The sequence below is a fragment of the Nocardioides limicola genome (assembly GCF_016827675.1).
Lineage (GTDB): Bacteria > Actinomycetota > Actinomycetes > Propionibacteriales > Nocardioidaceae > Nocardioides > Nocardioides limicola.
In genome coordinates, this window is record NZ_JAERJA010000015.1 from 27,853 (window position 1) to 53,839 (window position 25,987).

At 71.1% G+C, this 25,987-nt stretch carries 23 protein-coding genes; 12 read left to right on the plus strand and 11 right to left on the minus strand.

The features are described 5' to 3' along the window. The first annotated feature begins 66 nt into the window (after window positions 1–66). Together JKG67_RS17655 and JKG67_RS17660 are read left to right on the plus strand one after the other, a co-directional pair. Window positions 67–966, plus strand: coding sequence for a LysR family transcriptional regulator (locus JKG67_RS17655; protein WP_203338672.1), 900 nt, complete (start codon window positions 67–69; stop codon window positions 964–966). 40 nt (window positions 967–1,006) lie between these two features. Further along, a complete protein-coding gene (locus JKG67_RS17660) occupies window positions 1,007–2,299 on the plus strand; it encodes a serpin family protein (protein WP_203338673.1) in 1,293 nt (430 codons plus the stop codon). Window positions 2,300–2,317: 18 nt separating this feature from the next. Here the strand turns inward: JKG67_RS17660 and JKG67_RS17665 are convergent, their stop codons facing one another. From JKG67_RS17665 to JKG67_RS17695, 7 genes are all read right to left on the minus strand, one after another. After that, a complete protein-coding gene (locus JKG67_RS17665; protein ID WP_203338674.1) occupies window positions 2,318–4,174 on the minus strand; it encodes an ABC transporter ATP-binding protein in 1,857 nt (618 codons plus the stop codon). Continuing rightward, complete coding sequence (locus JKG67_RS17670; protein WP_203338675.1) at window positions 4,171–5,973, minus strand: ABC transporter ATP-binding protein/permease; 1,803 nt, start codon at window positions 5,971–5,973, stop codon at window positions 4,171–4,173. Before JKG67_RS17670 ends, JKG67_RS17665 begins: the two co-directional genes overlap by 4 nt. Further along, window positions 5,970–6,800, minus strand: a complete 831-nt coding sequence (locus tag JKG67_RS17675) for an ABC transporter ATP-binding protein (protein WP_203338676.1) — start codon at window positions 6,798–6,800, stop codon at window positions 5,970–5,972. The genes JKG67_RS17670 and JKG67_RS17675 overlap by 4 nt, the downstream gene beginning before the upstream one ends. After that, entirely contained in the window at window positions 6,797–7,957 is a 1,161-nt protein-coding gene (locus tag JKG67_RS17680) for a FecCD family ABC transporter permease (RefSeq protein WP_203338677.1), read from the minus strand. The genes JKG67_RS17675 and JKG67_RS17680 overlap by 4 nt, the downstream gene beginning before the upstream one ends. Beyond that, window positions 7,954–8,958 carry a FecCD family ABC transporter permease gene (locus JKG67_RS17685; RefSeq protein WP_203338678.1) on the minus strand — a complete coding sequence of 335 codons (1,005 nt, stop codon included), beginning with the start codon at window positions 8,956–8,958 and terminating at the stop codon, window positions 7,954–7,956. Before JKG67_RS17685 ends, JKG67_RS17680 begins: the two co-directional genes overlap by 4 nt. Continuing rightward, the gene (locus JKG67_RS17690; RefSeq protein ID WP_203338679.1) at window positions 8,955–9,938 is read right to left on the minus strand and encodes an ABC transporter substrate-binding protein; all 984 of its coding nucleotides are present in this window, start codon (window positions 9,936–9,938) and stop codon (window positions 8,955–8,957) included. Before JKG67_RS17690 ends, JKG67_RS17685 begins: the two co-directional genes overlap by 4 nt. Window positions 9,939–10,055: 117 nt before the next feature. Then, window positions 10,056–10,949 (minus strand): LLM class F420-dependent oxidoreductase, encoded by an 894-nt coding sequence (locus JKG67_RS17695; RefSeq protein ID WP_203338680.1) that lies wholly within the window; start codon window positions 10,947–10,949, stop codon window positions 10,056–10,058. A gap of 99 nt (window positions 10,950–11,048) precedes the next feature. Between JKG67_RS17695 and mfd the strand changes: the two genes are divergently transcribed. The 5 genes from mfd (at window position 11,049) to JKG67_RS19150 (ending at window position 18,102) form a co-directional block, all read left to right on the plus strand. Then, the gene (gene mfd / locus JKG67_RS17700; RefSeq protein ID WP_203338681.1) at window positions 11,049–14,543 is read left to right on the plus strand and encodes a transcription-repair coupling factor; all 3,495 of its coding nucleotides are present in this window, start codon (window positions 11,049–11,051) and stop codon (window positions 14,541–14,543) included. Between the two features lie 16 nt (window positions 14,544–14,559). Then, window positions 14,560–15,258: a hypothetical protein gene (locus JKG67_RS17705; RefSeq protein ID WP_203338682.1), complete on the plus strand. Its 699-nt coding sequence runs from the start codon at window positions 14,560–14,562 to the stop codon at window positions 15,256–15,258. A 4-nt stretch (window positions 15,259–15,262) separates the two neighbouring features. Continuing rightward, entirely contained in the window at window positions 15,263–15,883 is a 621-nt protein-coding gene (locus tag JKG67_RS17710) for a nucleoside triphosphate pyrophosphohydrolase (protein WP_307816618.1), read from the plus strand. Between the two features lie 86 nt (window positions 15,884–15,969). Further along, complete coding sequence (locus tag JKG67_RS17715; RefSeq protein WP_203338683.1) at window positions 15,970–16,485, plus strand: SRPBCC family protein; 516 nt, start codon at window positions 15,970–15,972, stop codon at window positions 16,483–16,485. A gap of 66 nt (window positions 16,486–16,551) precedes the next feature. Then, on the plus strand, window positions 16,552–18,102 hold the full coding sequence (locus JKG67_RS19150) for a Ycf46 family AAA ATPase (RefSeq protein ID WP_203338684.1): 1,551 nt from the start codon (window positions 16,552–16,554) through the stop codon (window positions 18,100–18,102). Between the two features lie 39 nt (window positions 18,103–18,141). Here JKG67_RS19150 and JKG67_RS17725 read toward each other — a convergent pair whose 3' ends face one another. The 3 genes from JKG67_RS17725 to JKG67_RS17735 all read right to left on the minus strand — a co-directional run bounded on the left by JKG67_RS17725 (window position 18,142) and on the right by JKG67_RS17735 (window position 20,418). Further along, window positions 18,142–18,789, minus strand: a complete 648-nt coding sequence (locus JKG67_RS17725) for a response regulator (RefSeq protein WP_203338685.1) — start codon at window positions 18,787–18,789, stop codon at window positions 18,142–18,144. Beyond that, window positions 18,786–19,982: a sensor histidine kinase gene (locus tag JKG67_RS17730; RefSeq protein WP_203338686.1), complete on the minus strand. Its 1,197-nt coding sequence runs from the start codon at window positions 19,980–19,982 to the stop codon at window positions 18,786–18,788. The genes JKG67_RS17725 and JKG67_RS17730 overlap by 4 nt, the downstream gene beginning before the upstream one ends. Window positions 19,983–20,049: 67 nt before the next feature. Next, complete coding sequence (locus JKG67_RS17735; RefSeq protein WP_203338687.1) at window positions 20,050–20,418, minus strand: DoxX family protein; 369 nt, start codon at window positions 20,416–20,418, stop codon at window positions 20,050–20,052. 134 nt (window positions 20,419–20,552) lie between these two features. On the opposite strand from JKG67_RS17735, the gene eno reads away from it, so the two are divergent. The 5 genes from eno to JKG67_RS17760 are packed head-to-tail and all read left to right on the plus strand — an operon-like array spanning window position 20,553 to window position 24,720. Next, window positions 20,553–21,836 (plus strand): phosphopyruvate hydratase, encoded by a 1,284-nt coding sequence (gene eno / locus JKG67_RS17740; RefSeq protein ID WP_238998653.1) that lies wholly within the window; start codon window positions 20,553–20,555, stop codon window positions 21,834–21,836. 30 nt (window positions 21,837–21,866) lie between these two features. Then, window positions 21,867–22,418, plus strand: a complete 552-nt coding sequence (locus JKG67_RS17745) for an FtsB family cell division protein (RefSeq protein WP_203338689.1) — start codon at window positions 21,867–21,869, stop codon at window positions 22,416–22,418. Next, window positions 22,408–22,938, plus strand: coding sequence for a DUF501 domain-containing protein (locus tag JKG67_RS17750; protein WP_307816619.1), 531 nt, complete (start codon window positions 22,408–22,410; stop codon window positions 22,936–22,938). Before JKG67_RS17745 ends, JKG67_RS17750 begins: the two co-directional genes overlap by 11 nt. Continuing rightward, complete coding sequence (locus JKG67_RS17755; protein WP_307816620.1) at window positions 22,925–23,857, plus strand: Ppx/GppA phosphatase family protein; 933 nt, start codon at window positions 22,925–22,927, stop codon at window positions 23,855–23,857. Before JKG67_RS17750 ends, JKG67_RS17755 begins: the two co-directional genes overlap by 14 nt. Continuing rightward, window positions 23,854–24,720 (plus strand): uracil-DNA glycosylase, encoded by an 867-nt coding sequence (locus JKG67_RS17760; protein WP_203338691.1) that lies wholly within the window; start codon window positions 23,854–23,856, stop codon window positions 24,718–24,720. The genes JKG67_RS17755 and JKG67_RS17760 overlap by 4 nt, the downstream gene beginning before the upstream one ends. Before the next feature lie 179 nt (window positions 24,721–24,899). On the opposite strand, the gene JKG67_RS18735 is transcribed toward JKG67_RS17760, so the two are convergent. Then, a partial coding sequence (locus JKG67_RS18735; RefSeq protein WP_238998654.1) for an HNH endonuclease signature motif containing protein occupies window positions 24,900–25,987 on the minus strand: 1,088 nt, incomplete at its 5' end.

The following is a 25,987-nucleotide window of genomic DNA, read 5'->3' on the forward strand; positions in this document are numbered from 1 at the left end:
ATGGTCGCCAGCGACGACTAGTAAGGACAAGCGAAATGTTCTGAAGTGTCCTTGTAGGCTGACTACATGGACGCCCGGCATCTCGAGCTGCTCCGCGAACTCGCCGACCATGGCAGTGTCACCGCGGTGGCCCGAGCCACGCACCGCACACCCTCGGCGGTCTCCCAGCAGTTGAAGAGCGCCGAGCGGCGCTATCAGACGCCGCTGGTCGAACCCTCGGGGCGCGGCCTGCGGCTGACCGATGCCGGTCACCTGCTCGCCGACGCGGGTCGGGACGTCGCCGAAGCGCTGGCCCGCGCCCAGGCCCGCTGGGACGAGTTCCGTGGCCAGCCGACCGGGCGAGTGAGGGTGGCCGCGCTGCCGAGCGCGGCGACCTTCCTGCTTCCCGGCGTGTTCACCGAGCTCGCCGAGTTGGCGATCGAGATCGAGTGCGAGGACGTCGACCTCGCTGAGGACGACTACCCGGGCCTGACCCGAGATCACGACCTGGTGATCGGGCACAGCCTGTCCCGGCTCCTGCCGCCGTCGGTCGCGGGCCAGGTCAGCGCGCTGTTGACCCGCGAGCCCCTCGACATCGCGATGGCCGCCTCCCACCCGCTGGCCACTCAGGAGCAGGTGAGTGCTCAGGACCTGGCCGACCAGCAGTGGATCGGGGTGCCGTTCGGGTATCCGTTCGACACCGTGCGGGTGGCCGTCGAAGAGGCGATCGGGTGCCCGGTGCAGGTGTCGCTGAGGCTGCGGGACAACCGGCTGATCGAGGCCCTGGTGGCGTCGAGCGATCGGGTGGCCGTGCTGCCCCGGTTCACCACCCCGACCGGCCCGGTGGTGCTTCGCCCGCTGGCGGAGATCCCGACGGCACGCTTCATCTACGCCGTGGCCCGACCCGACCGCGCCGAACGCCTGGCGGTACGCCGGGTCCTCGACGCCCTGCGTCGAGTGGGCGCCACCTTCGCAGGATCCGGGTGAGGAACCGGATCCCGGTGCCGCGCGTCGAAGGGGCATGATGGTGCGCACCCTGCTCGTCGGACTCTCTGCCCTGGCGCTGGCCGCCTGTGGCTCGCTCACCGGTGGAGGTGGAACCGTGGTTGATGCCGACCTGGTCAGCGTGGAGGTGGACCGCCTCCCGGGTGATGAGGGGGCGGTCCCGGAGGTGGCTGCGGCGCTGCATCGGCTGGCCGGTGGCGTGGTTGATCTTGTCGAGGACGGTGACAACCTGGCGCTGTCGCCGTACTCGATCGCGGTGGCGTTGGCGATGACCGGCAACGGAGCCGATGGGCGGACGGCCGATGAGATGTACGACGTGCTCGGCCTGGATCGCGACGCCCTCAACGAGGGGCTGAACGCGTTGACCCAGCTCATCGACGCCCTGGCCGGGGACCAGACCCGCGCCGACGGCAGTGAGGCTGAGCTTGAGTTGGAGGTCGCCAACGCGCTGTTCGGTCATCACCAGACGGTCTGGGCGACCGACTTCCTGACCACGCTGGGTGAGTACTACGGGGCCGGGATGCGCACGGTGGACTGGGTGGGGGACACCGAGGGGGCCCGCCAGCAGGTCAATGAGTGGACCGCGGAGCGGACCCGGGACCGGATCCCCGAGATCGTCCCCGAGGATGCGGTGGATGCGTTGACCCGGTTGATCCTGGTGAATGCGATCTATCTGAAGGCGCCGTGGGAGGAGCCTTTCGAGGTCGACTCCACGCGGCCGCGCCTCTTCAGGTTGGCCGACGGTGAGCGGATCTCGGTGGAGTCGATGTGGGCGATGTTGGACCACTCGTCCTATGCCGCCGGCGACGGGTGGCGGGCCGCGTCGATGCCGTACGCCGGCGGGGGTGCGGCGATGACGCTGCTGCTTCCTGAGGTCGGGCGTGAGGCGGACGCTCGTGCGCTGGTCACCGACGGGCGACTCGGTGAGGTGCTGGACGCGTTGGGTCCGGAGCGAGTGGAGTTGACCTGGCCGAAGTTCGAGTTCACCAGTGACGTGCCGCTCAAGCAGACGCTGATCGACCTGGGGATGCCGACCGCGTTCACACCGGCCGCGGATTTCCTGGCGATGACCTCGCCGGAGACCCCGGCTGATGAACGCGCCCTGATGATCACCGACGTGCTGCATCAGGCGTTCGTGGCCGTCGACGAGGAGGGCACTGAGGCCGCCGCCGCCACGGCAGTGGTGATGGGGTTGACCAGCATGCCGACGTACACCCCACTGGTGCTGGACCGGCCGTTCTGGTTCCTCATCCACGACACCACCCACGGCACCCCGCTGTTCATCGGCCACGTCGCCGACCCACGCGCCGACTGACGCCGCCCCCCGGTGAGGTCAGGCGCCAGTGCGGGGCTCGGCGCCGCGCACCTGTGAGGCGACCAGGTCGGCGTACTGGGGCAGCGCCAACAGTTCGTGGTGGGTGCCCGTCGCCACCACCTCGCCCTGCGACATCACCACGACCCGGTCGGCGGCGAGGATGGTGGTGAGCCGGTGCGCGATCACCAGGGTCGTCCGGCCGGCACGCACCCGCTCCAGCGCGGCGGCGACGCTCAGCTCACGCAACGGGTCGAGCTGACTGGCTGCCTCGTCCAGGACCAGCACCGGTGTGTCCCGCAGCAGCGCCCGCGCGATCGCCACCCGCTGGCGCTCGCCACCGGAGAGCCGGGTGCCTCGCTCTCCGACCACGGTGGCCAGACCCTGCGGCAACCCGGCGATCACCTCGGTCAGTCCGGCCGCCTCGCACGCCGTCGCCAACTCCTCGTCCGAGGCCCCCGGACAGCCCAGCCGCAGATTCTCGGCCAGCGTGAGGTGGAACAGGAACACGTCCTGGGGCACATGACCGACCCAGGCGCTCAGCTCGGCCGGACTCAGCGCACGCAGGTCGACGCCGTTCAAGGTGATCCGCCCCCGACCCGGGTCGGCGTATCGCAGCAGCAGATGGCCCAGCGTCGACTTCCCGGCGCCGCTGTGGCCGACCAGGGCGACTGTCTCGCCTGGCGCGAAGCGAAGATCCACGCCGGCCAAGGCCCAGGGGCCGGTCTCGTCGTAGCGGAACCAGACGTCCTCGATGGCCACCGTGCCGCCCTCGCCGACCGACGGCGGCGGAGTGTGCGGCTGGGTCGGCGCCGGGGTGCTGGCCGGCTCCTCCAGTAGGTCGAAGACGCGGCTCGCGGACGCCGCGCTGATCCCGGTGACCCGGGTGGTCGCCAGCAGCGTCACCACGGGCAGGAACGTCACCGCGCCCAGGGTGACCGAGGCGGGCAGCATGGTCGCGGTGATGGCGCCGGCGTCGTGCAGCCAGAGGGCGGTGAACAGCGCAGCGAGTACGCCGGCACCCAGCACCACCTCGGTGGCCGCCGCCTCGGCGCCGGCGCGGGAGCTCTGGCGCCGCTCGGCCGTCGCGAGGCGGGTGGTCGCTGACAGGATCACCTCGCGCTGTCGTGCCCCGGCGCCGAAGGCGAGCGTCTCCCGCAGCCCGGCGGTGAGGTCGGTGACCGCGGTGCTCACCGCCGCCGCCCCGGTCCGCACGTCGGCACCGTGCCGGGCGTTGTGGCGGCGCAGCGCCAGTGGCACCACGGTGGCCAGCAGCACGAACGGCAGCAGCACCAGGGCGAACATCGGCGTCACCACCACCGCACAGGTGACCAGCAGCATCGGAGTGAGGACGCCGGTGCAGACGATGTAGATCGCGGTGTGCGCATAGAACACCTCCAGGCCCTCGGCGTCCGACATCACCCGGGTGAGCAGGTCACCCGAGCGGCGCCGGATCAGCGCCAGCGGCCCGATCCGGTCGAAGGCCCGGACCAACCACATCCGGACCTCGGCGAGCATCCGGAAGGCCAGGTCGTGGCCGATCCAGGCCTCTCCCCACAAGAACGCACAGCGGAGCAGCACCAGCGCCACCAGGGCGGTCGCCCACGGCACCAGTTCCGCGGCGCTGTGGCCGGTGACCGCCAGGCCGGTCAGGTAGGCCGCCACCACGGCGGCCACCACCTGGGTGAGCTGGTTCCCGGTGCCGCACAGCGCGGTGGCTGCGAACGGCCCCCGGTAGGCGCCGAGCACCCTGACCATGGCTCTCATCCCGCGGCCGCCGGGTCCGTCGCCGACCAGCCCCGGTCGCCATCCGTCGGTGTCGGCGGCGTCGACCCGGCTGCGCAGTTCGTCGGCCTCGTGGACCGGTGTGACCGTCATCGGGGGGTCTCCTCAGCGCGTGGGGACAGGTCGTGGGCGCCGGTGCCGGCGGCCACGAGCTCGGCGAATCGCCCGTGTCGTTGCGCCAGCAGGAGCCCGGGCTCGCCGGACTCGACGATGCGGCCGGAGTCCAGCACCACCACCCGGTCGGCGTCCAGCACGGTCGACATCCGGTGCGCCACCACCACCGTGGTGCGGCCGCGGCTGGCCTCGGCGATGGCGGCGTGCATCGCCTGCTCGTTGGCGCCGTCCACGCTGGAGGTGGCCTCGTCGAGCAGCAGCAGCGGGGCGTCGGCGAGCAGCGCCCGGGCGATCGCGAGCCGTTGCCGCTCACCACCGGAGATGGTCAGGCCCCGCTCGCCCAGCACGGTCTGGTAGCCGTCGGGCCACGACTCGATGACATGGTGGATCCTGGCCCGGCGGCAGGCCTCCTCCAGGTCGTCGTGGTCCGCGTCCGGCCGGGCCAGCCGAAGGTTGTCGGCGACGGTGCCGGCGAACAGGTGCACGTCCTGACTCACCAGCGCGGCGAGCGACCTCGCATCGACCAGCGACAGCTCCCGCAGGTCCACCCCGCCGACCAGTACCGCCCCCTGATCGGGGTCGAGGAACCTTTGCAGCAGGGCCACCAGGGTGGACTTGCCGGCGCCCGAGGGGCCGACCACGGCCAGCGTCGTCCCGGCCGGCACGTCGATGCTGACCCGGTCCAGAGCCCAGGCGCCGTCGGCGTCCTTGGCGCTGTCAGTGCCGTCGGTGCCGTCGGTGGTCGGGTAGCGGTAGCTCACCTCATGGAGGGTCAGCGAGACCGCGCCGGTCGGCCGCGGCCGTGGCCGGGCGGGCTCGGTCAGCAGTTCGGGGGCGTCGAGAAGCGCGAAGATGCCGTGCGAGGCGGCAAGACCATGGAAGCCCTCGTGCCAGTAGTTCTGCAGCTCCTGTTGGGGCCGGAAGCACTCGGCGGCCAGGAACAGCACGAACAGCAACAGCATGGGGTCCAGGGCACCGGAGGCGACCCGGAACGCGCCGACGCCGACACTGATCAGGGTGCCGGTGCCGACCAGCAGCGCGGTGACGCCGACCACGCCCAGCGAGGCGGCCAGGTCTCGCCGGGTGGCCCGGTAGAGCTTCGCCGCGCCACGGCTGAGCCGCTCGCCGTACTCGTCCACCGCACCCACCGACCGCAGCGTCGCCAGGCCGGTGATCGCATCCATCATCGAGGCGGCGAACTCCTCGTAGGCCTCCCAGTGGGCTCGCCCGCGGCGACCCAGCAGACCGCCCCAGGCTCGTCGCGCGAACGGCAGCGCCACCAGGCAGGCCAGCACCAGGAGGCCGATCACCGGGTCGACCAGGGTCAGCGCCACCACCAGCACCAACGGCCCGGCCAGCGAGACGAAGGCCTGGGGGAGGTAGAAGCCGACGTACGCGCGGAGCGCCTCGACCCCGTCGCCGACCGAGGCGATCATGTCGCCGGTGCGTCGCCCGGAGGTGTACGCCGGTCCCAGCCGCAGCAGCTTGTCGATCAGGGCGGCCCGCAGTCGCCGCTTCACCACCCGGCCGGTCCAATTCCCGGCCAGGTCGCGGCCCCACATCAGCAGACCGCGGCAGGCGACCGCGGCGGCCACGCCGACGAGCGGCCAGACCAGCGCGGAGGAGTCGGCGCCGGAGAGGACCCGGCTCAGCGCCTGCGCGGTGAAGAACCACTGCAGAACCGCGGCAAGCATGCTGCCGAGCGCGCAGGCCACCGTCACGGTGACCGGGAGCGGAGCCTCGCGGACCAACCCGACGAGTCGACGTTGCACCATCATGAGCGGACCACCTGAGGGACGTGGGGACTGGAGGCGGGGGTGTGCGGCAGCACGACCGGGGTCCCGGTCACCGGGTCGGTGAGCACGGTCGCCTCGACGCCGAACGCCCGACGTACCAGCTCCGGGGTGACCACCTGCTCGGGTCGGCCGTCGGCCAGGATGCGCCCCTCGTCGAGGATCACCATCCGGTCGGCGTAGCGGGCGGCGTGGCCCAGGTCGTGCAGCACGGTGACCACGGTGAGCCCGCGTGCCGCCCGCAGCCGCGCCACCAGATCCAGCACCTCGAGTTGGTGGCCGATGTCGAGGAACGTGGTGGGTTCGTCCAGCAGCAGCAGGTCGGTCTGCTGCGCCAGCGCCAGCGCCAGCCAGACCCGTTGCCGCTCCCCGCCGGAGAGCCGATCCACGTATCTGTGCGCGTACTCGGCGGTGCCGGTCAGGTTCATCGCGTCCTCGACCGCCTCACGGTCCGCCGCCGACAGCGGCCCGAGCAGTGCCCGATGCGGGTGTCGGCCCAACTCGACGAGCTCGCGGACGGTGATCCCGGCCGGCGGTTGTGGTCCCTGGGGAAGCACCGCCATCCGGCGGGCGATCTCGCGGGTGGGCAGGGACGAGATCGCCTGCCCGTCGAGGAGGATCTGCCCCGATCGTGCCGGCATCAGCCGGGACAGTGCCCGCAGCACCGTGGACTTGCCGCATCCGTTGCGTCCGACGAGGGCCACCCAGGACCCGGCGTCGACGTGCAGGTGCAGGTCGGCTGCCACCAGCCGGCTGCCGTAGCCGACACCGAGGCCGATCGCGGACAAGGCGGGTGCTGAGGGGGTGGTCATCGACGCTCCTTGAGGATCAGGGCGAGCAGCAGCGGGCCACCGACCAGGGCGGTCACCGCACCGGTGGGCAACGAGGCGCGCCCGCCGATCTGGTCGCCGGGGATCGCGAAGGTCAGTCCGTTGGCCACGATGTCGGCGCCGAGCAGCAGCGCTGCGCCGGCGAACGCGGCCATCGGGATCACCCGGGCGGGGTGGTGGCCGACCAGCGGGCGGACCAGGTGGGCGGCCACCAGTCCGACGAAGCCGACCGCTCCGACCGTGCAGACGGCACCGGCGGTCAGCAGGGCGGCCGACCCGAACACCGCCAGCCGGATCCGGGTGGGGTGCGCGCCGACCGCGGTGGCCACGTCGTACCCGCTCCACAGCACTGTGGCGCCGCGGATCGCGCCGAGCGCGATCACCAAGGACACGATCGCCCAGGGCCACAGCACCTGCCAGTGCTCCCAGGTGCGGGCGTGCAGGGTGCCCACGATCCAGCGCAGCACGGTGCCGAACGTCGACCCGTCCAGGGTCAGTACGACGGCCACCAGAGCCGACCCGATCGCGGAGACGAGTACGCCGTTGAGCACGAAGCGGGTGGCGTCGGCAGCACCGCCGTGCCACCCCAACCAATAGACCAGTGCACCGCTGGCGAGGGCCCCGCCGGTGGCCACCACCGGGGTCCAGCCGCTGGAGACCGAGACCAGTCCGAACGAGGCTCCCACCACCACCGCCAGCACCGCGCCGGCGCTGACGCCGAGCAGGCCGGGGTCGGCCAGCACGTTGCGGGTGACCGCCTGCAGGTGGGCCCCGGCCACACCCAGCATCGCGCCGGCGGTGACCGCGATCAGACCGCGTGGCATCCGCAACCCGATCACCACGTCACGGTGCCAGGGCTCGATCGGACGCCCGGTCAGTGCCGCGGTGACCTCGGCGGGGGTGAGTGGGGCGCTGCCCATGCCCAGGTGCAGGATCAGCAGCCCGAGCAGCAGCAGCGCGGCGAGGGTGATCCACCAGGTGAGTCTGTGCGCGGCCCTGGGCAGATCACTGGGCAAACCGCGGGGCGAACCGTTGGGCGGGTCACTGCCCAGATCACTGCGCTCGTTGCTGCGCACCTCCTGGGGCAGTGCACCGGGCACACCGCCGGACCGGCCCCGCGTCTGTGGCAGCGCCGTCATACCGGGCTCCGGGCCTGCTCGGAACGGATCAGGGCCAACAGCACCGGCGCGCCCACCAGTACCGTGACGATGCCGGCGGCGATCTCTCGGGGCTCGGCCACCACCCTGGCGGTCTGGTCCGCTGCGGTGAGCAGCACCGCGCCGACCAGCGCCGCCAACGGCAGCACCCGGCGCGCATCGGTGCTGCGCAGCAGGCGTCGCACGATGTGCGGGGCGAGCAGAGCCACGAAGCCGATCGGCCCGCAGGCGGCGACGGCGGCGGCGGTCAGCAGCGTGGCCACCACCAGCAACCCGGCACGAGCCCGGCGTACCCGGACCCCGAGAGCGGCGGCCGGGTCGTCGCCGAGCTTCAGGGTGTTCAGGGTGCGGGCGAACAGCAGCCCCGCGGGCACGGCCACCGCCAGCCAGAGGGCCACCAGTCGTACGTCGGCCCAGCCGCGGTTGGCCAGGCTGCCGAGCAGGTACTGGTAGAGCAGCGCGGCGTTGGCCGGTGCCCCCAGAGTGACCAGGGCGATCACACACCCGGAGAGGAAGGAGGCGCACGCCAGTCCGCACAGGATCTGCGCGGAGGTGCTGCGCAGCCGCACCCCCACCAGCACGCACAGGGCGCCGACCGCCAGCCCGCCAGTCAACGCCGCCACCGGGACCAGGGGCCGCGGCACGGGGACGCCGAGGACCGCCACGGCGGCCACCACCACCGCGCAGCCGCTGCTCACGCCCAACAGTTCGGGGGCTGCCAGCGGGTTGCGCAGGCCGTCCTGGAGCAGGGCGCCGGCCAGGCCGAGCGCCAGGCCCACCAGGGCCGCCAGCACGACCCGCGGAGCGCGCAGGTGCAGCAGCGCCAGCCGGACGCGCTCGTCAGCGGGGTCGAGGAGCGCCTGGGGGAGGTCGCGCAGTGGGATCTGGGGGGTGCCGGTGGACAGTCCGACCGCCGCCACTGCCACGAGGGCGACGGCCGAGACCGCCACCAGCGACGCCGTCGCCCTCGTGGGGTGACTCATCGCGAGAGCGGTCCGAGCGGTTCGGGGAACTCGTCGGGGTAGACCTGCGGGAGCACGTGGTCGAGCACCAGTTGCTGGGTGTGGGTGCCGCCGACGCCGCCCCACCACCGTGGGGTCACCACGACGTTGCCGTTGCGGACCGCGGTCAACGTCTCCCAGACCGGCTCCTCGGCCAACTGCTCGACCAGAGCGGGGGCGTTCGGGTCGAAGCCGAAGTCGAGGATCCAGATCCACTCGGGGTCGACGTCGAGGATCGTCTCCAGGTTGATCTCGAGGAAGCCGGAGTCACCTTGACCGGCGTCGGGCCACGGATAGTTCGTGTAGCGCTGCAGCAGGCGGCCGATGGTGGAGTCCGCGGCGTCGATGCCGATGTCGGCGGTGGCGCCGCCGTACATGGAGAGCACGCTCACCTCCCGCTCCCGCTCGACGTATCCCTCGAGGGTCTGTCGGTGCCGCTCCAGCGCCTCTGCGGCGGCGTCCTCGCGGCCGAGGAGCTGCCCCATCGTGGTCAGGTTCGCCACGGCGGCGCCCTCCTCGCGCAGGGAGCTCGTGTACAGCGGCACCGACCCCAGTGCGGAGCGCAGGTCCCCGTGCACGCTGGCCGACCCGACGACCAGGTCGGGCTGGGCGGCCAGGATGGCTTCCAGGTCGGGCTCGAAGAAGCTGCCGCCGATCGGGTCGACGTCGGCGTCGGGGCCGAAGAAGTGTGGGTCGGTGAGCGTCTGCTGCTGGGCCGAGGCCACCGGGGTGACCCCCAGTTCGATCAGTGCGTCGAGGCAGAGGGTGTCCAGGCAGACGACGCGCTCGGCGGGGGCGTCCAGGGTGATCTCGGTGCCGGTCGCGTCGGTGACGGTCACGGGTGCGGCCGCGTCGGCCGGTGTGGTCTGGGAGCCGCTCGCAGCGCAGGCGCTGAGGGCGGCCACCAGGCTGAGGCTGGCGATCGACGCGAGGGCGGTGCCTCGGCGTACGAGTCGGGACATGGGTGTCTCCTGACGGGGTAGATGGCTCGAAGCGCGACTATAGTTAGAATGAGAATCATTCGCAATTCGAGCGAAAGGCGACCCTCAGACACCCCTGGCAGCGCCGTGAGTCCCGACTCAGGCGACCTGGCGGATCACCTCGGCGAGCAGCTCCCAGGCCGCCGGATCGGTGTCGTTGCCCATCGCCAAGGTGACCGTCTGGGTGCCGAGGCCGGCCAGGTCGCCCAACTTCTGCACCGCTTCGCCCACCGACATCGACACCTCGCCGTAGGGCATCTGCTCGCCTCCGGACTCGGTCAGCGACAGCCGGGTCAGCACCGTCCTGCGGACCTCCTCCGGGTCGCGACCGAGGGCGACGCAGTGCTCGGCCAGCACGTCGTACTTGCGCTTCACGACCTCCAGCCCGGCATCGAAGATGTTGCAGGCATCGGCGTACTCGGCGACCATCCGCAGCGTCTTCCGCTCACCGCTGCCACCGATCATGATCGGGGGCCGGCGCACCGGCGGCGGCGAGTTCACCGGGCGCTCCAGTCGGTAGTGCCGACCGGTGTACGGCGACTCATCGCCGGCCCACATCCGGTGCGCGATCTGCAGGGTCTCCTCGAGTCGCTCGAACCGCTCCCGCAATGGCGGGAAGGGGATCCCCAGGCCGGCGTGCTCCACTTCGTTCCAGGCGGCGCCGATGCCCAGCCAGGCCCGGCCTCCGGAGAGCACGTCCACGGTGGTGACCGTCTTGACCAGGACCGCCGGATGCCGGTGCGTCACCCCGGTCACCATCAGGCCCAGCTCCACCCGTTCGGTCCGGCCGGCCAGGAACGCGAGCGTGCTGTAACCCTCCAGCATCTCGGCCTCGGGCGGGCCGAACGGAGCGATCTGGAAGTAGTGGTCCATCAGCCAGAGGCTCCTCACCCCAGCCGCCTCGGCGTCCTGGGCGATCCGGGTCAGCGTGCCCGGGATCGAGGCAGGAGTGCCGGGCCAACTGAAGTCGCAGATCTGTATGCCGAGGTCCATACTCATTGATTCTGCCCCGCGCCTACACTCGACCGGGCAACCCCCTGTCCCACAAGGACCGGGGGCGTTCGTGCTGACCACCACCCGAAGGCGACAGCTGTGCATCTCACCGGACTCACCGACGCCGTTCTGGCCACCCCGCTGCTCACCGACGCACTCGCCGACGCGGAGCGGTTCTCCACCCACGACCTGATCGGCCCGCCCGGGCTGCGACCGTTCCTGATCGCCGGCCTGGTCGCCCAGGGCCGCACCGTGCTGGCCGTCACCGCCACCGGGCGCGACGCCGAATCGCTGGCCAGCGCCCTCGACGGCCTCGTCGACCCGGACACGGTGGCGACCTACCCGAGCTGGGAGACACTGCCGCACGAACGGCTCAGCCCCCGCAGCGACACCGTCGGCCAGCGACTCGCGGTGCTCCGTCGCCTCCAGCACCCCGGCACCACCCCGGGTACCGGCCCCCTGCAGGTGCTGATCGCGCCGGTCCGCTCGCTGCTGCAGCCGCAGGTGGCCGGCCTGGCCGATCTTGAGCCGGTCGAGCTCGCGGCGGGGGGCGAGGCCGACCTCGACGACGTGGTTCGGCGTCTTGCGGACGCGGCGTACTCGCGGGTGGACCTGGTCACCAGACGCGGTGAGTTCGCGGTCCGCGGCGGCATCATCGACGTCTTCCCGCCCACCGAGGAGCACCCGCTGCGGGTCGAGTTCTTCGGCGACGAGGTGGACGAGATCCGCAGCTTCTCCGTCGCCGACCAGCGCACCCTGGACAAGGTCGATCGGGTCTGGGCTCCGCCGTGCCGCGAACTGCTGCTCACCGACGAGGTGCGCCGCCGCGCCGCCGAGCTGGGCCGCCAGCATCCGGCGCTGCTGGAGATGACCGACAAGATCGCCGACGGCATCGCGGTCGAGGGGATGGAGGCCCTGTCCCCGGTGCTGGTGGAGGAGATGGAACTCCTGGTCGACCTGCTGCCCGCCGACGCCTGCGTGCTCACCCTCGACCCGGAGCGGATCCGCACGCGGGCCCACGACCTGGTGGCCACCAGTGAGGAGTTCCTGGCCGCGAGCTGGGCTGCGGCCGCCGGCGGCGGCCAGGCGCCCATCGACCTGTCGCTGGCCTCCTACCGGGAGCTGGTCGAGGTGCGGGCGCACGCCCTTCAACGGGGCATGGCCTGGTGGACGCTGGGACCGTTCGGCCTCGACAGCGAGCCGTCACCGGGCATCCGGGAGGCCGAGCAGTACCGCGGCGACATCGAGGGCGCCATCGCCGACGTGGTCCGCTGGGTGGCGGACGGCTACCGGGTCGTGGTCGTGCACGAGGGCCACGGGCCCGCCGAACGGATCGTGGAGACCCTCGCCGAGCACGACGTCGCCGCGCGACTGGTCGACGGCGACGTGCCCCCACCCCAGCCCGGCCTGGTCACCGTGACCACCGGCAACCTGGGCCAGGGCTTCGTCGACGAGGGCGCCCGGCTGGCGGTGCTCACCGGCTACGACCTGTCCGGGCAGCAGTCCTCGACCCGGGACATGCGCAGGATGCCGTCGCGGCGCAAGCGCCAGATCGATCCGCTCGAACTCAAGGCCGGCGACTACGTCGTGCACGAGCAGCACGGGGTCGGCAAGTTCGTGGAGATGAAGCAGCGCGAGGTGGCCGGCGCGGTCCGTGAGTACCTGGTGCTCGAGTACGGCAGCAGCAAGCGGGGCGCGCCACCGGACCGGCTCTATGTGCCGGCCGACGCCCTCGACCAGGTCACCCGCTACATCGGCGGCGAGCAGCCCAGCCTGGACCGGCTCGGTGGCGGCGACTGGGCCAAGCGCAAGGGTCGGGCCCGGAAGGCGGTCCGCGAGATCGCCGCCGAGCTGATCAAGCTGTACGCCGCCCGGCAGGCCACCCGGGGCTACGCCTTCGGCCCGGACACGCCCTGGCAGCGGGAGCTGGAGGACGCGTTCCCGCATCCGGAGACCCCGGACCAGCTGACCACCGTCGACGAGGTCAAGTCCGACATGCGCCAGGTGGTGCCGATGGACCGGCTGGTCTGCGGTGACGTCGGCTACGGCAAGACCGAGATCGCCGTCCGGGCCGCCTTCAAGGCCGTCCAGGACAGCAAGCAGGTCGCAGTGTTGGTGCCCACCACGCTGCTGGTCAGCCAGCACCTGTCCACCTTCGCCGAGCGGATGGCCGGCTTCCCGGTGATCATCAAGGCGCTGAGCCGGTTCCAGTCCGATGCCGAGGCCCGCGACGTGGTCGCCGGTCTGGCCGACGGCAGCATCGACATCGTGATCGGCACCCACCGACTGCTCAACCCCGACATCCGGTTCAAGGACCTCGGCCTGGTCATCATCGACGAGGAGCAGCGCTTCGGGGTCGAGCACAAGGAGCAGATGAAGCGACTGCGCACCAGTGTCGACGTACTGGCGATGTCGGCGACCCCGATCCCGCGCACCCTGGAGATGTCGATCACCGGCATCCGGGAGATGTCCACCATCACCACCCCACCCGAGGAACGACACCCGGTGCTCACCTACGTCGGCGGGTACGACGACCAGCAGGTGATCGCCGCGGTCCGGCGCGAACTGCTCCGCGACGGCCAGGTCTTCTACATCCACAACCGGGTGGACTCGATCGAGCGGGCGGCCGCGAAGCTGCGGGAGTTGGTCCCCGAGGCCCGGGTGGCCACCGCGCACGGGCAGATGAACGAGAAGCAGCTCGAGCAGGTGATGCTCGACTTCTGGGAGAAGCGCTTCGACGTGCTCGTCTGCACCACCCTGGTCGAGTCCGGGCTGGACGTCTCCAACGCGAACACGATGATCATCGAGCGCGCCGATGCCCTCGGCCTCTCCCAGTTGCACCAGCTGCGCGGGCGGGTGGGCCGGTCCAGGGAGCGGGCGTACGCGTACTTCCTGTTCCCCGCGGAGAAGCCGCTCACCGAGACCGCGCACGCGCGACTGGCCACCCTGGCCCAGCACTCCGACCTGGGTGGCGGGATGGCCATTGCGATGAAGGACCTGGAGATCCGTGGCGCCGGCAACCTGCTCGGCGGCGAGCAGTCCGGACACATCGCCGACGTCGGCTTCGACCTGTACGTGCGGCTGGTCGGGGAGGCGGTGCACGAGTTCAAGGGCGACGGCGCCCCCGAGCTGGAGGAGACGCGCATCGACCTGCCGGTGGAGGCGCACCTGCCGCACGACTACATCGGCTCGGAGCGGCTGCGGTTGGAGATGTACAAGCGGCTCTCGGAGGTCCGGGCCGACGAGGACGTCGACCTGCTCGCCGAGGAGCTGCAGGACCGGTACGGCCCGATGTCCGAGCCGGTGGTGGCGTTGCTGATGGTGGCGCGGTTCCGTGCCCGGGTGCGTGAGGCCGGGATCCGGGAGGTCACCCTGGCCGGCAGGAACGTCCGGTTCGCGCCCGTGGAGCTGCCCGACTCGCGACAGTTGCGGCTCAAGCGACTGCACCCCGGATCGATCGTGAAGACACCCGTGCAGACGGTGCTGGTGCCCCGTCCACCGAGTCCGGTGGCCAAGGGGCGTCCGCTGGACGGGGTGGCCCTGCTTGAATGGGCTCGCGGCGTCATCGATGACGTGCTCGCCGTACCTCAGTAGTGAAGGAGCCTGTGACGTGTTCTCTGCCCGTGCGCTTGCGTCGTACGCCGGCGGCCTGGTGGCCGTGGTCCTGCTCGCCGGTTGTGGCGGCCTCAACCCCGGCGTGGCGGTGAAGGTCGGCGACGACCGGGTGCTGCTCGCCGACGTCGACCGGTTGGCCACGGCGCTGTGTGAGTTGCAGGAGGAGCAGATGCAGGCCCAGGGGGCGCAGGCGCCGATGGCGTACGTGCGCGCCGAGGCGATGTTCCGGTACTTCCTCAAGATCGCCTCCGCGCAGTACGCGGCGGACCACGGACTGAGCGTCGAACCGTCGTACGACGCGTCTCTGCTCGGGGCCCGCGCCGACCTGGAGCGGCTCCCCGAGGAGCTGCGCGACGTCTATGCCGAATCGATCCGGGGCCAGGCCTACACCGAGGAGCTGTTGTTGGTGGCCGGGGTGCAGTTGCTCGGCGGCGACCCGGACGCGGTCGACCCGGAGACTGTGGACCTCGGTGTCGCCCAACAGACCGGCGCGTCGGCGCTGCTGGAGTGGCTGACCGCCCATGACTCGATCGAGTTCGATCCCCGCTTCGGTCTCGGCGTCGGTGACCTCGGCCTGGAACGGGTCGAGAGCGGCGTCTCGGTGGCGGCCAGTGAGTTCGCCCGCAACGCCGCTGCCGACATGGTGGACCCGGCCTGGGTGGCCTCGCTGCCATCGGACCAGCGCTGCGGGTGAGACCGTGACCCGGGCCGGCGAGGGGGAGCGGCTGCTGGAGTTCCTGGCGATGATGCGGGAGCTCCGGGCCGGCTGCGACTGGAAGCAGGCGCAGACCCATCGTTCGTTGGCCCGGTTCCTGCTCGAGGAGACCCACGAGACCCTGGAGGCGATCGACTCCGGCGACCTCGAGCACCTGTGCGAGGAGCTCGGTGACCTGCTGCTGCAGATCTGGTTCCACGCGGTGATCGCGGAGGAGTCGGGCGCGTTCGACCTGGAGGACGTGGCATCAGGGGTCCTGGCCAAGATGCGGCGACGGAACCCGCACGTCTTCGGTGAGGCGCAGGCCAGTGGGGTGGACTCCATCGAGGCGCTGTGGCAGCAGATGAAGGCGGCCGAGAAGCCCCGTACCTCTGTCACCGACGGGCTCCCACCCGGGCTGCCCGCTCTCCTGTACGCCGACAAGCTGCTGGGTCGCCTCGAAGGTCATCCGGTTGAGCCTGGCTCGGTGGTCGAGCCTGTCGAGACCCCATCCGACTCCGATGCCATCGGCGAGGCCCTGCTGGCGCTGGTGGCGCAGGCTCGTCGGAGCGGCGTCGATCCCGAGCAGGCGCTCCGTGACGCGGTGCGCCGTCGGCTGCCCTGACGCAATGTCCGCGATTCGGTCGTCGCGGAGGCTGGTGCGCAGCAGGTGCGCGGACATCTGTGGCGTACTTGGGGTATACAAGACCCGTGCGTACCTTCGACCTGGCCCCGATTGACCTCGGCTTCTTCACCGACGCCCCCATCAGCTACCGGATGGACGTGCACCTGCCGGTCGCGCCCGCGGTGGCGTGGGGCGAACTGACGAGGCAGAACACCCTCGACTGGTGCCGGGTGATCAGGAAGATCGAGTTCACCTCCCCGGCTCCCTACGGGGTGGGCACCACCCGCCAGGCGGCGCTCGGCCCCGGCTTCGTGTCGCTGTCGGAGGTCTTCTTCGACTGGAACGAGGACGCCGAGGCGGGTCGCTACCGCAATGCCTTCCAGGTGGAGCGGAGCACGGTGCCGGGGATGAAGCGGTTCGGTGAGTTGACCGAGGTGCAGCCGGCCGAGGTGGGCTGCCGGCTGATCTGGACCTTCGCTCTGGAACTGCCCAGCAACGCCGCCCCGGTGACCGCGTTCTCCGCGCCCACCGCGGCCAAGGTCTTCCGGACCGTGGAGAACGACACCATCCGGCACTTCGCGACGTTCACACCCCGGGCCTGAACCACCTCCGCCGCTCCCGGGCCGGCGCTAGAGTGCCGGGGGAAGTGACGGTCGAGGGGAGCTGTGGTGCCGGGGACGTTCGCGGAAGAACTGGGAGTGCTGCTCAAGGCGCGCTTCCCGCTGCTCTACGTCGAGTCGTTCGAGGAGAGTCGGGTGCTTGCCCAGGTCCGGGCCGTCGCCGGCCAAGGACTGCCAGCGGCGCGGCCCGTCTACGTGTGGAGCGTCACCGAAGGGATCCGGACCCCGACCGGTGACGTGGTCGAGGAGACCAGCGACCCGCGGAGAGCGCTGGACTGGGCACTCGATCACCAGCACCCGGCGGTCTTCGTCTTCTGCGACCTGCATGCCCACCTCGGCTCGGACGTGCGCAGCGCCGACGCCGCCCTGATCCGGCGACTGCGGGACATCGCTTCGTCGTTCGCCCGCGGCCAGCAGGCACGCACCCTGATCGTCGTGGCGCCGGTGCTGCGGATCCCGCCGGAGCTGGAGAAGGACCTCTACATCGTCGACTTCGCGCTGCCCGGCGTGGTCGAGATCCGCCGGATCCTCGACAACATCATCGGCCTCAACTCCGGCGGCCGGATCTCGCCCGACCTCGACGAGGACGGCAAGGAGCGCCTGGTCAAGGCGGCGCTAGGGCTCACCGAGCACGAGGTGGAGAGCGCCTTCGCCCGGGCGATGGTCGCGGGCGGGGTGTTGCAGGAGAGCGACGTCGAGCTGGTGCTCGCCGAGAAGCGACAGGTGGTCCGCAAGACCGGCGTACTGGAGTTCCTGACCAGCGACCTGGACCTCGACGACGTCGGTGGTTTGGAGAACCTCAAGGCCTGGCTGGGGAGGCGCAACAACTCGTGGATGGAGGAGGCGACCCGGTACGGCGTACCGGCGCCGAAGGGTGCGCTGATCACCGGGGTGCCGGGCTGCGGCAAATCCCTGACCGCGAAGGCGATCGCTTCGGCGTGGGGGCTGCCGCTGCTGCGGATGGACGTGGGCCGGGTCTTCGCGGGCCTGGTCGGGTCGTCGGAGCAGAACATGCGCTCGGCGATCCGCTCCGCGGAGGCGGCCGCGCCGTGCGTGCTGTGGATCGACGAGATCGAGAAGGCGTTCGCCGGGGTGGTCGGTTCATCGGGGGACTCGGGGACCTCGTCGCGGGTCTTCGGCACCTTCCTCACCTGGATGCAGGAGAAGCGCAGCCACGTCTTCGTGATCGCCACCGCCAACAACGTGGCCAGCCTGCCGCCGGAGTTCCTGCGCAAGGGCCGCTTCGACGAGATCTTCTTCGTGGACCTGCCCACTCAGGTCGAGCGGGTCGCGATCTGGCGGATCCAGATCGGCCGCTACGTGATGAAGGCGCCCGCCAACACCGACTTCCCGAACTACCCGGCCCTGTGGGAGGAGTTGGCCACCCTCAGCGAGGGATACTCCGGCGCCGAGATCGAGCAGGCGGTCATCGCCGCGCTCTATCAGGGTTTCGCCGACCGCCGGCCGATCACGCCGGATGACCTCAAACGGGAGATCACCGACTCGGTGCCGCTCAGCGTGACCCAGGCCGAGCAGGTCCAGGCGCTGCGCACCTGGGCCGAGTCGCGCACCGTGTCGGCCTCCACGGCCGACGCCTGAGTGGAGATCTGTGGCCAGCCAGTGGCTGCGGATCACCACTCAGCGGGGCATCAGGCCGTGCTCGTAGGCGTACACCACCGCTTGGATCCGGTCGCGTAGACCGAGTTTGCGGAGCACCTCGGAGACATGTGACTTGACCGTCTCAGCGGTGACGTGCAGGGACTCGGCGATCTCCGCGTTCGACCGGCCACGGGCCAACTCCAGTAGTACCTCGCGCTCCCGTGGGGTGAGCGATCCGGCGTCGGCTGGCTCCGGCCGGGGGCGCCCGTGGCCGGCGAACTGGGCGGCCACCAGGCTCCTGCTGGCGGCCGGGGCGAGCAGCATCGCTCCCTCGGCCACCAGCCGCACCGCTTCGACGAACCGCTCGGCGGTGACGTCCTTGAGCAGGAAGCCGCTTGCGCCGGCCCGGATCGCGTCGTACACGTAGGCGTCCAGGTCGAAGGTGGTCAGGATCAGCACCCTGGTGGCATAGTCGCGGGTCAGCGCCGCGGTGGCGGTGATCCCGTCCAGCTCCGGCATCCGGATGTCCACCAAGGCCACGTCCGGCTCCTGCTCAGCCACCAGGCTCAGCAACTCACGCCCGTTGGTCGCGGTGCCCACCACAGTCAGGTCGGGCTGGGCGTCCACCAACGCCGCGAACCCCGCCAGGATCACCGGCTGGTCGTCGGCGATCACCACGCTGATCACCGGGGAGCCTCCTGCGGCACGGTGGCCTCCACGACGAAGTCGCCACCCCCCTGGGTGATCGAGAGTCGTCCGCCGAGCGCCTCGACCCGTTCCCGCATCCCGGTCAGGCCATTGCCGGGCTCCGACGCTGCTCCGGGGCGGGCGGGATTGCTCACCCGCACGAAGAGCAGTTGTTCGGTGACCTCCAGATCGACCGAGACCCGGGCGTCCGGAGCGTGCTTGCGGGCGTTGGTGAGCGCTTCCTGCACCACCCGGTACGCCGCATACCCGGCGGCAGCCGACGTCGCCGCAGCGACATCGCCGCTGAGTCGGATCTCGGTCCCGGCCTTTCTGGCACGTTCCACCAAGGCGCCGATATCGCCCCAGGTCGGCTGCGGAGCCCGTTCCGCGTCACCGGCGCGGCCGAGGATTCCGAGGACGCCGCGGAGTTCATCGAGCGCGAGCCGGGCGTCGGCGGCGATCTCGCTGAGGATCCGGCGACCGGTCCTGTCCAGGTCCGGATCGGTGTATGGCGCGGTCTCGGCCCGGACCGCGATCAGCGAGACGTGGTGGGCGATGACATCGTGCAGGTCGCGGGCCAGCCGGGCCCGCTCGGCGAGCACGGTCGACTCCGCGTCGAGCTCCCGGCTGCGGGCCTCCAGAGCCACCGTGCCACGCAGCGTGAGGATGCGCATGGTCAGCGACCCGACAAGGATCAGGACGAACGCCACCGAATAGATCACCGCGCCGCCGAGAGCGTGCCCGTCGTCGACCCAGAAGATGCTTTCGCCGAAGGGCAGCGCCAACTCGAAGCCACTCATGATCCACCACCAGTTGGCTGCGATGGCCAGGACCGCGGCAACCCCGGCCATCCTGGGTCGCCGCCAGCTGGCGGTGATGGTGACCGCGGCCAGCGCTGCGAGCACTCCGAAGTGGAAGCCCCCCTCGTCCCCGAAGATCAGGGGCAGCACCGGCAGCAGGCTCACGACGATGGCGAAGGTCGGCCATCGGAAAGCCAGCCACACCACCGGGGTCATCACCACCGCGCACAGCATCCCGAATCCCACGCCCGGAAGAAGGGTGTAGTTCTCGACGAACCACGGCCGCCACCACGTGGTCGCGAAACTCACGAAGACGACCAGCCCGGCGACCACCGAGGCCAGCCAGTACGAGCCCGGGATCGGGCGGTCGTGCGGGGACAGCACTCGAGTCATGCCCCGGATCGTCTCGGAGGAAGGCGGGTCGGCGCCACCCCCGCACGGGGGATCTCCGCCGAGACGCTCAGCTCAGCACCGGAGTGAACGACACCACCAGCGTGCCCACGGTCAGCACCAGCATCCCGGTCGCGTTCACGAACAGCATCCGACCGAAGTCCCGTGCGCGGACGTGCGCCGTGATGGCGAGCAGGAAGTAGACGATCAGCGCGATCGTGGTGCCCAGCGCCAGCCACGGCAACCACAGGCCCAACACCAGGCCGGTCGCGGCGCCGAACTTGATCGGCGGCAGCACCCACCACCACTGCCGGGGGAGTCGTACGTCGGTCAGGCAGCGAGAGATGAAGCCTGCCGGTTTGGCGCACAGCACACCGTCGCCGAGCTGGATGACCGCAAGCACCAGCACTGGCCAGACGGGGTCCGGCAACGCGTACACGACCCCCACCATACGCATCGCCCACGCTCCGAGTGTCCGCCCGATGCGACCTGTCGGCTCCGTTAGGCTGGCCCCGACCCCAGCAGCGCGGCTGACCACCCGGCCTCAGCCGCCCCTCGACACCGCACAGGAGCATGCACGTGGCTTCCATCGCAGCACTCGGCGCCCGCGAGATCCTCGACTCGCGTGGCAACCCCACCGTCGAGGTCGAGATCGTCCTCGATGACGGTTCCTTCGGCCGGGCCGCGGTGCCGTCCGGCGCCTCCACCGGCGCGTTCGAGGCGGTGGAACTGCGCGACGGCGGTGACCGGTACCTCGGCAAGGGCGTGCAGGGCGCGGTCAAGGCCGTCCTCGACCAGATCGACACCGCCCTCGTCGGCCTCGAGGCCGACGACCAGCGGCTCATCGACCAGACCATGATCGACCTGGACGGCACCCCCAACAAGGCCAACCTGGGCGCGAATGCGATCCTCGGCGTCTCGCTGGCCGTGGCCCGCGCCGCCGCCGACTCCGCCGCGCTGCCGCTCTACCGGTACGTCGGCGGCCCGAACGCACACCTGCTGCCGGTGCCGATGATGAACATCCTCAACGGCGGCGCCCATGCCGACACCAACGTCGACATCCAGGAGTTCATGATCGCGCCGATCGGCGCCGGCACGTTCTCCGAGTCGGTGCGGATGGGCGCCGAGGTCTACCACAGCCTCAAGTCGGTGCTGAAGAAGAAGGGTCTGGCCACCGGCGTCGGCGACGAGGGCGGCTTCGCCCCCGACCTCGCCTCCAACCGGGCCGCTCTCGACCTCATCTCCGACGCCATCGGCGCCGCCGGCCTCACCCTGGGCAAGGACGTCGTGCTCGCCCTCGACGTCGCCGCGACCGAGTTCTGCACCGACGGCCTGTACACCTTCGAGGGTGCCAAGAAGACCGCCGAGGAGATGACCGCCTACTACGCCGAACTGGTGTCGGCGTACCCGATCGTCTCCATCGAGGACCCCCTCGACGAGGAGGACTGGGACGGCTGGAAGGCGATCACCGACACTCTCGGCGGGCTCACCCAGCTGGTCGGTGACGACCTGTTCGTCACCAACGTGGAGCGGCTGCAGCGCGGCATCAGCGGCGGCCAGGCCAACGCGATGCTGGTCAAGGTCAACCAGATCGGCTCGCTCACCGAGACCTTGGACGCCGTCGAACTGGCGCACCGCAACGGCATGCGCAACATGATGAGTCACCGCTCGGGGGAGACCGAGGACACCACCATCGCCGACCTTGCCGTGGCCACCAACTGCGGCCAGATCAAGACCGGCGCCCCGGCCCGCTCGGAGCGGGTCGCCAAGTACAACCAGCTGCTGCGCATCGAGGAGGAGCTCGGCGACGCGGCCCGGTACGCCGGCGCCGCGGCGTTCCCGCGCTACCAGGGCTGAACCGACACGGAGAGGGCAGAAGCGACCGCGATGGCCGAACGGGGCACCCGACGGGAACGGCGTGACGACCGACGCCCGGGCCAGCGCGCCCCGCGCCGGTCACCGCAGCCGGTGCCCCCCACCCGGCCGGACAACGGTTCCCGGTTCACCGGCCGCGCCGCGATCCTGATCGGCGTCGTCGTGGTGCTGGCCGTCTCCTACGCGTCATCGATGCGCGCCTACCTGGAGCAGCGCGCGCACATCGACGAGATCAAGGCCGAGATCGCCGACCGACGAGCCAGCATCGAGGAGTTGCAGCGGGAGAAGCGCCGCTGGAGCGATGAGGCGTTCGTTCGTGCCCAGGCCCGGGAACGGTTCGGCTACCTGATGCCCGGGGAGACCAGCTATCAGGTGATCGACGTCGACGGGACGCCACTGAACCCCTCGGAGACACTGCCCGAACGGGAGGTGGCCGAGCCACCGACGGCTTGGTGGCAGGTCGCCTGGGAGTCGGTGGAGATCGCCGACGACCCGCCCGACTATGACGAACTCGAACCGCTCGACCACATCGCCCCGCCGGAGGACGACACCCGTGACCGATGACCGTGACGTCGAGGCGATCCGCGCCCAGCTGGGTCGGCCGCCGCGCGGCATCCATGCCATCGGCCACCGCTGCCCGTGCGGAAACCCGGACGTGGTCACCACCGAGCCGCGACTGCCCAACGGCACCCCCTTCCCGACCACCTTCTACCTGACCTGCCCTCGGGCCGCCTCCCGGATCGGCACCCTGGAGGCCGGAGGGGTGATGAAGGAGATGAGCGACCGGTTGGCCAGTGACGCCGAACTGGCGGCGGCGTACCGTAGTGCTCACGACGCCTACCTCGCTGCCCGCGCCGAGATCGCCGCGGAGACGGGGATGGAGGTCCCGGAGATCGACGGGATCAGTGCCGGGGGGATGCCTGACCGGGTCAAGTGCCTGCACGTGCTGGCCGGTCAGTCGCTGGCTCAGGGGCCGGGGGTGAACCCGCTGGGCGACGAAGTGCTGGCGGCGCTGGGGGAGTGGTGGGCCAGTGGACCGTGCGTGACCGTCGAGGAGGAGGTCGCGACCAGTGGCGACGAATGACCTGACCATTGCCGCCATCGACTGCGGCACCAACACCATCAAGCTGCTGATCGGGGCGCTGCCCGACGTCGCCGTCCGGGAGTCGCGGATGGTGCGTCTGGGCCAGGGCCTGGACGAGCACGGTGAGATCTCCGCCGAGGCGCTGGAGCGGGCGTTCGCCGCGATCGACGAGTACGCCGAACTGATCGCCGAGCACGGCGCCGACCGGATCTCCTTCTGCGCCACCTCGGCCACCCGGGACGCCAAGAACGCGCGGGTGTTCACCGAGGGGGTGCGGGAGCGACTCGGCGCCGATCCGGTGGTGCTGTCCGGCACCGAGGAGGCGGCACTCTCCTTCGACGGCGCTGTCCGGCATCTGCGGGTGCCCGCCCCCGAACCGGTGCTCGTCGTCGATGTGGGCGGTGGCTCGACGGAACTGATCCTCGGCACCGCCGCCGACGGGCCCCAGCAGTCCCAGTCGATCGACATCGGGTCGGTGCGGCTGCACGAACGACACCTGCACTCCGACCCACCGCAGGATGAAGAGATCGCTGCCTGCCTGGCCGACATCGACGCGCACCTCGACCGGTGCCGGGTGGAGTTGGCCACGGCGAGTTCGGTGGTGCTGGTCGCCGGCACCGCGTTGACCCTCTCGGCCGGTGTCCTGCACCTGCCGCGCTATGACCGTGAGGCGATCGACCAGTCGGTCCTCAAGGTGGACGCGGTGCACGCGATGGCCGAGGAGTTGGTGCACATGCCTCTGGGCGCCCGGTTGCGGCTCGGGTGGATGGAGCACGGCCGCGCGGACGTCATCGGCGCGGGCGGACTGATCGTGTCGCGGGTGCTGCGCCGCACCAGGGTGCGCGAGGTGATCGCCTCCGAGGCCGACATCCTCGACGGCATCGCCTGGGCCCTGCACGACGCGCTCGTCGACCAGTGACCTTGCCGCACCCGGTCACCGGGACGGCGTACCCGTCCCCGGTGCCGCCCGGCACCGGCTGGCCCGACGACCCGGCCGACGCGGAGACGCCGGTGGCGCGCAGTGCTGCCGGGGTACGACGGCTGGCCGGTGCCGGTGCGTTGCCGGTGCTCGATGCGCGGGTCTCGGTGTGCCGTGCCTGCCCGAGGTTGGTCGACTGGCGCGAGACGGTGGCCGCGGAAAAGCGTGCCTCGTTCGCCGACCAGCCCTACTGGGGCCGACCGGCCCCGGGCTGGGGAGACGAAGCCCCGCGGGTGCTGGTGGTCGGGCTGGCCCCGGCCGCGCATGGGGCCAACCGGACCGGAAGGGTCTTCACCGGCGACCGTTCCGGTGACTGGCTCTATGCCGCGATGCATCGGGCCGGACTGGCCGATCTGCCGACCAGTGAGCACGCCGGCGATGGCCAGCGGCTGCGGGGAGCGAGGATCGTCGCCGCGGTCCGGTGCGCACCGCCGCAGAACAAGCCCACCGTTACCGAACGCGACACCTGCGCCCCGTGGCTGGAGACCGAGCTGCGGCTGCTGGAACCGCACGTGCGTGCGGTGGTCGCGCTGGGCGCCTTCGGGTGGGACGCGGCGCTGCGTGGGTACGCTGCGGCGGGGTATGCGCCGGTGGGACCGAGGCCGAAGTTCGGGCACGGCGCTGAGGCGGAGCTGGTGGGCACAGGTCTGGTGGGCGGCGCAGGGCCGGGCGGTGGGGAACGGTCGGTGCGGCTGCTCGGTTGCTATCACCCGTCCCAGCAGAACACCTTCACCGGCCGGCTCACCGAGCCGATGCTCGATGCGGTCTTCACCCGTGCCGTTGAGGCGTCCTCCCTCCCCTGAAGCCGGGGGCTGTGGTTCGGTGGTCGAGTGCCGCCTGCGTTCGGTGGTCGAGTGCCGCCCGGAGTTCGGTGGTCGAGTGCAGTCCCATTTCGGTGGTCGAGTGCCGCCGAGCTTGCGAGGCGGTGTATCGAGGCCACCCCGGGCAGGCCGGTGGCCCCGCAACCGGTGGGGTTGCGGGGTCAGGGGCGGGGTGTATCTCGTGGTGGGTCGGGCGTCGCGTCGTTTCGGTGGTCGAGTGCCGCCGAGGAACGAGGCGATGTATCGAGGCCACCACCCCCACCGACGGGACTGGTGCCGTCGGGTCCACGGTGATAGGTCCGGCCTTGGGGGCTGGTCCACAGGTACTCGCCGGGGATCAGCATGGTGTAGGTCCACCCCAGGTGGGTCTTCGCTCGGTGGTGGGTACGACACAACGGCGCCAGGTTCGTGGAGTCGGTCCGGCCACCGCCACCGTCGTCGCGCCAGGGTTCGAGGTGGTCCAGATCGCTGGTCCTGGCGGGCCGGTGGCAGAAGGGGAACACACACGTCGGGTTGTTCCCGACCACCTGCTCCCGCAGCCTGCCTGCGGGCTGATACCCCGTCGACATCAACGTCTCATGAAGATCGAGGACCGGTTGCACGGTGACCTGGGCCCCGGCGCACCACTCGGTGAGCTGCTCGAACGTCACCAACCGGTCCCGGCGCCCCAGGATCGTCTCGACCCGGGCGATCCCGTCCCCGTACCCCTGGACCGCGTCCGCGGACAGATGCACATGCAGCACCACCCGCCGGGTGGGTGGCCTCGATACATCGGCTCGTCCCTCGCCGACACTCGACCACCGACCCTCCGCTCCGTCGCCCGGCGGTGTCTCGAGACCCCGACCCTGCGCTCCGTCGCCCGGCGGTGTCTCGAGACCCCCACCCTCCGCTCCGTCGCCCGGTGGTCGAGTGCCGCCGAACGTGTGAGGCGGTGTAGCGAGACCCCCGCCACTGTCCCCGCGGTTGTCGAGGTGGAGGTGGAGTTGGGTGCGGGCCAGCTCGCCGAGGGCTTTGGCGCGGCGTACGTTGAGCGATTCCAGGGATCCCAGGTCGCGGTACTGCGCGGCCAGGGTGGTGAGGGCTTCTTGGAGGTCGAGCGCGTCGGCGGCGTCGATGACCCCGTTTACGCGGGCGTGGCAGACCTGCCCATCGATCAGGTCATCGAGGTCGATGTCGACCCGGCGACCCTCGAGGCCGTCGAGGCGGCGCTGTTCGGCCTCCTCGGGGTCGAACCGGGTCAGTGCCTCGT